This is a genomic window from Providencia sp. PROV032 (genome assembly GCF_028484875.1).
Taxonomy (GTDB): domain Bacteria; phylum Pseudomonadota; class Gammaproteobacteria; order Enterobacterales; family Enterobacteriaceae; genus Providencia; species Providencia rettgeri_E.
In genome coordinates this window covers 60,208-70,670 of record NZ_JAMPSX010000031.1, presented here as the reverse complement: position 1 = coordinate 70,670, position 10,463 = coordinate 60,208, and the positions used below count along the sequence as shown (strand labels likewise).

The 10,463-nt window shown below is 37.7% G+C and carries 11 protein-coding genes; 4 read left to right on the top strand and 7 right to left on the bottom strand.

The features are described from left to right. Window positions 1-22: 22 nt before the first annotated feature. The 6 genes from PSF42_RS17610 to PSF42_RS17585 form a co-directional block, all read right to left on the bottom strand. Complete coding sequence (locus PSF42_RS17610; protein WP_272680444.1) at window positions 23-772, bottom strand: fimbrial biogenesis chaperone; 750 nt, start codon at window positions 770-772, stop codon at window positions 23-25. Continuing rightward, window positions 769-1,320: a fimbrial biogenesis chaperone gene (locus tag PSF42_RS17605; protein WP_272680446.1), complete on the bottom strand. Its 552-nt coding sequence runs from the start codon at window positions 1,318-1,320 to the stop codon at window positions 769-771. Before PSF42_RS17605 ends, PSF42_RS17610 begins: the two co-directional genes overlap by 4 nt. Then, the gene (locus PSF42_RS17600; protein ID WP_272680443.1) at window positions 1,320-1,484 is read right to left on the bottom strand and encodes a hypothetical protein; all 165 of its coding nucleotides are present in this window, start codon (window positions 1,482-1,484) and stop codon (window positions 1,320-1,322) included. The genes PSF42_RS17605 and PSF42_RS17600 overlap by 1 nt, the downstream gene beginning before the upstream one ends. 19 nt (window positions 1,485-1,503) lie before the next feature. Next, window positions 1,504-2,049, bottom strand: coding sequence for a fimbrial protein (locus PSF42_RS17595; RefSeq protein WP_125891625.1), 546 nt, complete (start codon window positions 2,047-2,049; stop codon window positions 1,504-1,506). 318 nt (window positions 2,050-2,367) lie between these two features. Further along, window positions 2,368-3,042: a fimbrial biogenesis chaperone gene (locus tag PSF42_RS17590; protein ID WP_125891624.1), complete on the bottom strand. Its 675-nt coding sequence runs from the start codon at window positions 3,040-3,042 to the stop codon at window positions 2,368-2,370. Between the two features lie 97 nt (window positions 3,043-3,139). After that, on the bottom strand, window positions 3,140-3,691 hold the full coding sequence (locus tag PSF42_RS17585) for a fimbrial protein (protein WP_185746885.1): 552 nt from the start codon (window positions 3,689-3,691) through the stop codon (window positions 3,140-3,142). 866 nt (window positions 3,692-4,557) lie between these two features. Between PSF42_RS17585 and PSF42_RS17580 the strand changes: the two genes are divergently transcribed. The 4 genes from PSF42_RS17580 (at window position 4,558) to yjiA (ending at window position 8,861) form a co-directional block, all read left to right on the top strand. Further along, window positions 4,558-4,983, top strand: a complete 426-nt coding sequence (locus tag PSF42_RS17580) for a WG repeat-containing protein (protein ID WP_272680442.1) — start codon at window positions 4,558-4,560, stop codon at window positions 4,981-4,983. A gap of 433 nt (window positions 4,984-5,416) precedes the next feature. Beyond that, window positions 5,417-7,570 (top strand): carbon starvation CstA family protein, encoded by a 2,154-nt coding sequence (locus tag PSF42_RS17575; protein WP_125891621.1) that lies wholly within the window; start codon window positions 5,417-5,419, stop codon window positions 7,568-7,570. 102 nt (window positions 7,571-7,672) lie between these two features. Then, window positions 7,673-7,876, top strand: coding sequence for a YbdD/YjiX family protein (locus PSF42_RS17570; RefSeq protein ID WP_125891620.1), 204 nt, complete (start codon window positions 7,673-7,675; stop codon window positions 7,874-7,876). Between the two features lie 22 nt (window positions 7,877-7,898). Further along, window positions 7,899-8,861 carry a GTPase gene (gene yjiA / locus PSF42_RS17565; protein ID WP_125891619.1) on the top strand — a complete coding sequence of 321 codons (963 nt, stop codon included), beginning with the start codon at window positions 7,899-7,901 and terminating at the stop codon, window positions 8,859-8,861. Window positions 8,862-8,993: 132 nt separating this feature from the next. Here yjiA and PSF42_RS17560 read toward each other — a convergent pair whose 3' ends face one another. Beyond that, window positions 8,994-10,316, bottom strand: a complete 1,323-nt coding sequence (locus PSF42_RS17560) for an L-cysteine desulfidase family protein (protein ID WP_272680441.1) — start codon at window positions 10,314-10,316, stop codon at window positions 8,994-8,996. Window positions 10,317-10,463: the final 147 nt, after the last annotated feature.

Here is a 10,463-nt window from a genome sequence, read left to right as displayed (position 1 = left end):
CCGAATGTTATATTTTTTAAGTTCACTCAATAGATTCGTTACGTAATTCCAGTAAATACTCATCGGTAAAACGCCATTCGATTTTTCCTGGATTTGAACTTTTTAAGGTAATTTCTTGAGTAGAAAAAGGCACTAGAGTTATTTCTCTTTCTCCATTTTTAATCATATTACCAGCGACTTTTAAATAATCGAATGTTAAATAAAATGGCGTGGGATTCTCTATTGTTAAAGTATTTCCTTTGCGAGAAAGTTTAACTTCTTTTGCTAATTGACTTGTTTTTAACTCTTCAATTTCTTTAGGTCGGTACAATAGTTTAAAGTAGAAATTAGGGACAATATTCAAATTAATGCTATTTTCTTTTTTGTTTTTTTCTTCACTCGGGATTGCTCTTATACCAATCCAAAATAAACTTTCCCGATCGTTAGGGAGAGTTACGCCATTGACTTGATTACTAATCCGACGAATATTCCAAGAATTTTGTGTATTTGCGTCCATTTTTTTTAGTGGAGGCAAAATAATAAATGGTACTCGCTCATTTGTGTTATCAATTTTAGGAAGCAAAGTTTCTTCATCGACATTGGAAATCCAAGCCTCCATTAAGTAACTTTCCGCATTTCCATTAGTCATATCGATATTGATACCACCAGAATCACTTTCGTTATAAACATAACGTTTTAATACGAAATCAAATCCAGTCTGACCATTTGCCACTGCAATAAGTGGAAAAATAAAAATAAAAAACCAGAGGGCGCGAAGACTATTTTTTATCATTTTTGTGTACCTTTTAATGCAATTGGTTCAACTTTAGTTTCTCCGCCATAGTCATTAATAATATCCCATTCTATTTGAGAAACTTTATTATTTGCAGGCAATTCAATGGAAGAAAATGGTGCGACCATTGGTGCTCTGTCACTTTCGTAAGACACTTTATCCATTTTTATGTTAACTAAAGTGAAATAATAAGGAGATGGATTTTTGATAATAATTTTATTTCCTGATTGAGTCGCTGTTAATTTATTAATGTAGTCATTAACGTGCCCTTCAATTCCATTCGGACGGTAAAACATTTTTATCACTATTTTGGTTGATAAATTAAATCGTGTATTTACCTTATCATTGTCATCATTATTTTTTTGTTTCGACTCAGGAATGAAATTGGTCATTACATAAAACAAGGACTCTTGATCATTAGGGAGAGAAGCTAATGATTTAGGAATGATTTTTAGTGCAGTATTTGAGTTTTCTTTAAGTTTTACAATCGGCGGTATAATCGTAAAATTTTCGCTCGGTGTATTTTCACTTTCTAACGTTGAGAAAATTAAACTTTGTAATAAGTATTTTTTCCCCCGCTATTGTGTGCTGTGATGCTTTGGCTTTTATCATCTTGAGTAAATATGACTCGAGAATGGTCGAGTGATACCGCTGAAAATGCACTTTGAGATACAAAAAATGTCGCTAAAATGGTTTGAATTATTTTTTTCATGTCATGTCCGCATAAATTATTAATCGGCGTAATAACCAATAGTTAAGGTTGCAGAAAAATCACCTTCATCTGGCTCACAATCTGTTTTGGCACAACGCAATTTAGCATTGACCACTTTTGTTTCACTACTGGTTTTTATGTTATCCCAAATAATTGATGATGCATCTGGCTTGGCTAATGGCGTTTGATTAACACTAATAACACGAGTTCCATCTAATAATTGTACGCCAATCACCCCATTAGGGTCATCATTAAAGAAATTATTACTGCCTGTTAAGGTATTTCCAGATGCTAAATACACGACGGCTGTTGTTTGATCCGTGCTGGTACAGTTTCTTAAGCCAATAGGAAAGTTTTTTGAAACTGTATCATTTTTAATTTCATTGACTGTCGTCACTCCTGATGAATTACCCAATATAATTTCATTAGGAACGTCAATCTCACAAGTTTTAGCTAAAAATAAAACAGAAAATTCGTAGTGTACGCTATAGTCACTTGACGCCATTGCAGGGTAATACATGAACACCATCAGAGTAGTCAGTAATAACTGTTTTATTTTTTTCATGTCTATCAATCCTGATAATATCCCAAATGTCTGGTTTAACATTATTGTTACGTTTCACTAGACTAACTCTATAACTAATATTTTGCTTATTGAAGGAAAGGTAGAAGTTTCCTTAATTACTCACTATCTGTTAATTTTGGTTGTTTTTATCTCAGGATTCAAGTGAAAAACCCGTTTTAGTTGTATCTTCTGTTTCGAAAAAATATCACAATTAAATTGTATAGATACCACTGATTTTAACTTGATTTTGAATAATATGTATCTGCTGAGTGTCATCACTAAGTTGAACAATATCGCTTGACCAGCACAAATATACTTTTACTCTACGATCCCATGATACTCATTATATCCACCCAAGTCGTTGATGACGGCCCACTTTACTGAACCGGTTTTGCTCTGGCTTGTGATGGTCATTTCAGAGAAAGGAGAAATGACATTATTTTGTTTATTCAGTTTGATTGACTTTTTATTAACGGTTAGCCCTGCCAGATTAACATAGTAAGGTGAGTTATTGATTAACTTAACTCCATTAGCGGCTTGGGTTACTTTTATATTTTTAAATGCATCTTCTTGGGGCATAGACAAATTAGCAGGACGATAAAAAATTTTAATCACACTTTCTAATCCCACCTTTACACCATCAGCTTTACTGGATTCAGGAACATTTCTAGAGTGAAAGTAATACATGCTTTCGCGGTCTTTTGGGAATTTTTGCGAAATTGCTTTTATTTTAATGACATTGCGTTGTTTAGGTTCTAATTTAAAAATAGAAGGGGTAATAACAAAAAAACCTTCGGATGGTGTTTTGCTATCTAACTGCTGTGTAATAAAACTGGCCACTAAATACGCTTTATTATCTTCATTACGGGCAGTAATAGAGGCGGAATTAGTTGCTTCTTCAATTACAATACGGGTTTGACTTAAACCGACACCCGCTTGAGCAAAAAATGAAAATGTTAATAAGATAAAAAGTAGAGATTTTAATTTTTTCATTTTTTTTCTCTTATATTTAAATTTAAATTGCGGGTAGCAAGTTAGTACTACCCGATTTATCCTCTAAACTTATTGTAGACTATAATTAACTAATTTATTAGTCGTAAGCTACGCTAAAAGTAACAGGTACGTTTAAGTTTTGAGCAACTGCATCAGCAGCAGTAGCATGAAGACTTGCAACGATTGGTACGATATAATCATTTGTACCTGTGATTTTTATATCTGTAATTTCAGTTGCTGCATTAGGCGTCATTGCTGTTTTCGCTTTACCAGCTGCTAGTTTAACACCGATTTGTGATGCTTGAGCATCAGCAAACATGTCTGAATGGCCTGTTAATGTTTCACCAGTCGCTAAGATAGATACGCTTGTTGCATTTGTAGTTGCATTGTCACCGTTATCAGCGTCATATACTTTAGTGCAGTTATTTAAAACTAAGTTAAAATTCGATTCAGATAATGCTTTGGTAGTATCAAGATTGCTGTTTGAGTGTGTTCCTAAACTAATTAAACTTTTAGACGCACTAATGTCACAAGTTGCAGCAACTAAACGGGCATTAAAGTTAACAGTTGCATCTTGTGCTGCAAAAGCTTGAGAAGAAAGAGTCGCAACAGTTAATGCACCAATTAAAGCAAGTTTATTAAATTTCATAATCATTATTCCTAAGTATGTGATAAAACTGAATGTAGTTTTTAAATTAATAGATGTTTAAAATTTTATATTTAAGATTGACTTTTAGTTTTTAAATTAATATTTGAAAGTCGGATTTATTATTTAAATAACCTATTAATAAATAATATTATTAATATTGGCTATTTGATAAATAATAAACTTCGTCACAAAAAACTTAATTTTAAAATGTAGTCATGTTTATTTGGTGAATACTGACTCACCAGAGAACGTGGATAATATTAATAATACTCATATAAGTTGTCAAACAGGTGGAAAATGCAAATTTCTGTTTTTTTAATTGATTTCTAATTGTTAATTGATATTTATTTCAATGGGTTATGTGTTTTTTTATTGGCTTAAGTGATATCGTTGATTGGTTTTTGGTTTTATATGCTTAGATTTGTATTATCTTCGCGTTTAAAAAGTTTAATATTCTGAAATTAATATTTATACATAACTTGTAGCTAAATATCACACTATCCTGGTGCGAGGGGGGAAAGTGTTACGAATAACTACGGTGTGTGATAAAAACGCCAATTAATTAGAAATCATTAACACTTAAATTAATCTTGATCATGTTTTCTATGTGGATAAATTGGTTTGATAAATTGCTATGGCATGTTACTTCGTCATTTTTTTAGTTACCGACTCAAATTTAGTCTTGAGATTATTCTTATATAGAACGTTATTTACCGTTATTCCTAGTTTCACTGAAAAGGATATCCGCTATCTTTATTAAGCGAGTATTCAATAGAAGCAAAGTAGATAGGCTTAGCTTCTTATCACCTATTAGGCGTAAAAGTAGAGTAAGGAGAGTTATGAGGATTTATTATGTAGTGGGTTTAATGTCACTAGGATTCATATCTGTTTTATCAACAGCGCAAAATCTGGAGCAACAATTTAGCTTATGGTTATCGAATGAAAAAGATAAAATTGAATGTTTTTCGCCGGAAGCTTCATTCAAATATTGCTTAGGCGAATCACTTAATGGAGGTTCGGCAGTTTTTAACCTGAAAGGAGAAGAAATTTATCAACTTTATTATTTTGATAATTGGCCTGATGAAGCGCAAGATGGGGTATATCGAATACGCAAAGAAGATAAAATCGGTTTTGCAGACGCAATAACAGGAGAAATAGTGATTGATGCAATTTATGATTGCGCGTATCCCTTTGAAGCAGGAAAAGCGAAAGTGGGTATCGGATGTGAAATACAAACAGACGGTGAACACAGTTGGTGGGTTGGTGGTAACTGGACAACGATTACACGCTAATATAGCACATCGATATTATATAGTTTTAGCTGAATTAATTTTAGGCTTTTACGATATTAGTTAGGTTTATTCACAATAATGCTCATTTTGACTATATTAGCCTAAATTTTTAACTTATTGAAAACAAATTGAAATAGTTATATAGATCACATTTTTAGCTCCATTTATTCCCCCTGAAAACCATTCAAAGTAAAAAACAAACCGCTTAATTCCCTATGTCACCACTTAGCCTAACTTTAATCATTTGCGGTGTGTAATTTCATACCATATAGACCATGGCAGAGCTCAATTTTTAGATTTAATACAGTTCAACCACTGCCAATTAAAAAGCCATTACGATAAATGATAAGCAACGAAAACACAGCGATATCATTTTTTAAGGTGGTTAATACAAAATCAATGGCATGTTCGTTTTACCTCAGAAGGGTGTTCTATGAACAAAAATGGTATTTTAAAGCACATTCCGTGGATGATCCTCGGGATAATCGGTGCAGTCTGTTTAGGGGTTGTTGCACTCAGACGCGGTGAGCACATTAGTGCGCTGTGGATTGTTGTCGCTTCTGTGGCGGTGTATCTCATCGCATATCGTTATTACAGCTTATATATTGCTAAGAAAGTAATGAAGCTGGATGAAACACGTGCGACCCCAGCCGTCATTAATAATGATGGTTTAAACTATGTTCCGACAAATAAAAATGTTCTATTTGGTCACCACTTTGCCGCGATTGCAGGGGCTGGGCCATTAGTCGGACCCGTTCTTGCGGCGCAAGTAGGCTATTTACCCGGTACCTTATGGTTACTAGCTGGGGTTGTGTTAGCCGGTGCGGTGCAAGATTTCATGGTGTTATTTATTTCATCACGCCGTAATGGTGCATCATTAGGGGAAATTGTTAAAGAGGAGCTTGGCCCGATTCCGGGAACGCTGGCGCTCTTTGGGTGCTTCCTAATCATGATCATTATCCTTGCTGTATTAGCATTGATTGTGGTGAAAGCCTTGGCAGAAAGCCCATGGGGTGTCTTTACCGTTGTGTCAACGGTGCCTATCGCATTGTTTATGGGGATATATATGCGATATATCCGGCCGGGACGCGTAGGTGAAGTTTCTGTTATCGGTATTGTTCTCTTAGTGGCTTCCATTTGGTTTGGTGGCGTGATTGCTCACGACCCATACTGGGGCCCAGCACTGACATTCAAAGACACGACGATCACTTATGCGTTAGTCGGTTATGCGTTTATTTCAGCATTATTACCTGTATGGTTGATTTTAGCGCCTCGTGACTACTTAGCGACCTTCCTGAAAATTGGGGTTATCGTTGGTTTAGCGATTGGTATCGTTATTCTAAACCCTGAATTAAAAATGCCAGCAGTCACGCAATTTGTTGATGGCTCCGGCCCTGTCTGGAAAGGTACTCTATTCCCATTCTTATTTATTACCATCGCTTGTGGTGCGGTATCCGGTTTCCATGCGTTAATCTCTTCAGGTACTACACCTAAGTTATTAGCAAACGAAAAAGATGCGCGTTACATCGGTTATGGTGCAATGTTAATGGAGTCATTTGTTGCGATTATGGCACTGGTAGCGGCTTCTATTATCGAACCAGGTTTGTATTTTGCAATGAATACACCACCGGCAGCGTTAGGTATTACAATGCCTAACTTGCATGAGTTGGGTGGCCCAGATGGCGCAGCTATCATGGCTCAGCTCAAAGATGTATCTGTTCATGCAGCTGCTACAGTGAGTTCATGGGGCTTTGTGATTTCACCTGAACAAATCATGCAAACAGCTAAAGATATTGGTGAGCCGTCGGTGTTAAACCGTGCAGGTGGTGCGCCGACATTAGCAGTAGGTATTGCGTATGTTTTCCATGAAATCATGCCTGCGGCAAATATGGGCTTCTGGTATCACTTTGGTATTCTGTTTGAAGCTCTATTTATCTTAACCGCATTGGATGCAGGAACCCGTTCTGGCCGCTTTATGCTGCAAGATTTATTAGGTAACTTTGTTCCGTTCTTGAAGAAAACCGATTCACTGGTTGCAGGTATCATCGGTACAGCAGGCTGTGTTGGGTTATGGGGTTACTTATTGTATCAAGGCGTTGTTGACCCACTGGGCGGTGTTAAGAGCCTATGGCCTCTGTTCGGTATCTCGAACCAAATGTTAGCCGCGGTTGCTTTAGTCTTAAGTACAGTTGTATTGATTAAGATGAAACGCAGTAAATACATTATGGTGACTGTCTTACCTGCGGTCTGGCTATTAATTTGTACAACATGGGCATTGGGACTGAAATTATTCAGTGATAACCCACAACTGGAAGGGTTCTTATACTTAGCGAAATCTTATAAAGATAAGATTGCGGCAGGTGGTGCAGAATTAACTGCACAAGAAATTACTAATATGAATCACATTATTATTAATAACTACACCAACGCAGGCCTGAGTATTCTATTCTTAGTGGTTGTCTACGGTATCATTTTCTACGGTATCCGTGTTGGGATGAAAGCACACAAAAATCCAGAGCGTACAGACAAAGAAACACCTTATGTTCCTGTACCTAAAGAGGGCGTGAAAGTTTCATCTTCACATTAAGTCACCCTTCAACGAATTTGAACATCTAAAGGTGTTCAGTAAATGAAAGGTCGCCCTACATTGTGTACATCATGATGTAGGGCATTTGTATTGGAGAGCCTGATGTTTGGAAATCTCGGCAAAACAGGAAAATACCTTGGACAAGCAGCACGAATGTTAATTGGTATTCCTGATTATGATACCTATGTACAGCATATGAGTGATAATCACCCAGATAAACCTTTGATGACATACAAAGAGTTTTTTCGCGAAAGGCAAGATGCACGTTATGGTGGTAGTGGTAAAGGCGGATTTCGCTGCTGTTAATCAATGAAGTGTGAGGGAAATAATGAAACCTATTAGCGTAACAATTTTAACCGGTTTTCTCGGTGCTGGTAAGACAACTCTCCTTAGCCATATTCTTCATGCTGAGCATGGCCATAAAATCGCAGTAATTGAAAATGAGTTCGGTGAAGTCCCCATTGATAACGCAATAATTGGTGATCGTGCGACACAAATTACCACATTAAGTAATGGCTGTATTTGTTGTAGTCGTTCGAATGAATTAGAAAATGCCTTATTAGACCTATTAGATGGCCTTGATAATGGAAAATTAGATTTTGACCGTCTTGTCATTGAATGCACGGGTATGGCAGATCCCGGCCCCATCACGCAAACCTTTTTTTCCCATGAAGTCTTATGTGAACGTTATGTATTAGACGGTATTATTACACTAGTGGATGCTGTTCATGCGGATAAACAACTGAATGATTTCGCCATTGCTCAAGCGCAAATTGGCTATGCAGACCGCATTTTATTGACTAAAACGGATATTGAGCCAAATAACGAAGCTTTAATTGAACGTTTACAACGAATTAATGCAAGAGCACCGATTTACCCCGTTATTCACGGTGATATCGACCTGAATTTATTATTGGACATCGAAGGCTTTTTATTGGATTCGCAACTGAATGTCAAACAACCGACATTCCGTTTTGCTCCTAAGCAGCAAAATGAAGTGGGCTCGATTGTTCTCGAATTTGATTATCCTGTAGAGCTGATGGCCGTTTCTCAAGTGATGGAAGATCTATTGCTTAGCTTTGCAGATAATTTGCTGCGTTATAAGGGCATCCTTTCTATTGTCGATGAGCCAAAACGCCTATTGTTCCAAGGTGTTCAGCGTCTTTATAGCGCAGATTGGGATAGGGATTGGGAAGTTGATGAACAACGCCGCAGCGTCTTGGTGTTTATTGGTATAGACCTACCCGAAGAGATGATCCGTGAGAAATTTGCGGCACTGGAAGTGAAATAGACGTTGATTCAAAGTAGAACAATTCAAAAAAGAAGTTCAAAGTCTTAGTGCCGTGTGGCAAAAAAGCCAATCCCTAGGGGCATACAAAATATGTAACTAGGGTTGGCGAATGTAGCTAACAACACTGCGGCGTTAAGGGCGCGCTTTAGCGGCCATAATTTCAATAATCTGCACGTCAGTATATTTCATAGAACCCGCCGCTAAAGAACATAAATTGGCAATGGACTGGTCGACATCATCAGAAACAATACCATCCGACCCTTTAACACAGCTATTATCTAATGCCATTAGCACGGCTTTATAAGCTGCGCTTGCACTGGTGGAAACCTTCATTGCACAGCTATTTGATGCGCCATCACAGATCATGCCGCTAACATCACCAATCATGCTAGAAATTGCCATAGCGACCACTTCATAGCGAGATTCTAATAACCAAGCAATCCCTGCGGCGGCACCCATTGCGGCTGTTGTAGCTGCGCAAAGTGCTGATAATGCAGGAAGTTGATTGTGAATATAAATAGCCATTAAGTGTGACAACATTAACGCACGAGCCAGTTGCTCTTCAGAAGATTGCAAATAATCAGCCGTGACAACCACCGGCATGGTTGCCGCAATACCTTGATTACCGGATCCTGAATTACTCATGGCCGGCAATACCGCCCCTCCCATTCGTGCATCAGAGGCTGCTGAGGTGCGGATCATAATTTCTGACATTAAGTCTTTTGAAAGCAGACCACGGTCCCGCTGAGTTTGCAATGTTTTGCCAATATGTAAGCCATAAACATTGCGTAAGCCCTCTTGAGATAAAGCTTCGTTTAAATGGGCCGCCTCAAGAATAAAACGAATATCATCTAAAGGGGCTTCGGTAGCAAATTGATAAACCGATTTTGCGGTGACTGGCGGCAGTGGGACGTCTGCGGCACAGTCAACGGGGGATTCATGATGAGGTTGAGCTGTCGTGGCATCAAATATGGTGCGATTGTTATGAATTATTTTAACAATATTCGTATGAGAGCCTGCAATGATAACGGTTGCGGATCCAGTTTGTGTATATACCGTGGCTTCGGAGTATATGACATCATCACAAGGGTGCTTGATATCAACGGTAATCGCTCCTTGCGCCAACATGCTTTTACTTAAGGTAATAGCATCCGCAGAGGCAGATTTTAATACTTCTAAACCGGCTTCGGCATCTCCCCCAATTGCACCAAGGGCTGCTGCGATGGGTAAACCAACCATACCTGTTCCGGGTACCGTTACACCCATGCCATTTTTCATGAGGTTAGGGGAGACAAACGCACAAACACGGATCACAGGTCCATCAAGTAATGAGGCGGCCTTGGCGGCAGCATATGCCAATGAAATAGGCTCAGTACAACCTAAGGCAGGTTTTACTTCTTGTTTTACTGCATTGATAAAATATTGCCAAAGTAGTGGTTGTGATTGAGCATGCATGGCAAGTCCCCTTAATAAACTCTTTTTCGTTTTTATTATTTTAAACAACAGTCTGGAGAAAAACTTCACTAAGTTAGGGGATTTAAAGAGAGTGGGGAGAAATATTATCTCTCATTTGAGCTATAAAAATGAAATATTTCTAACGTT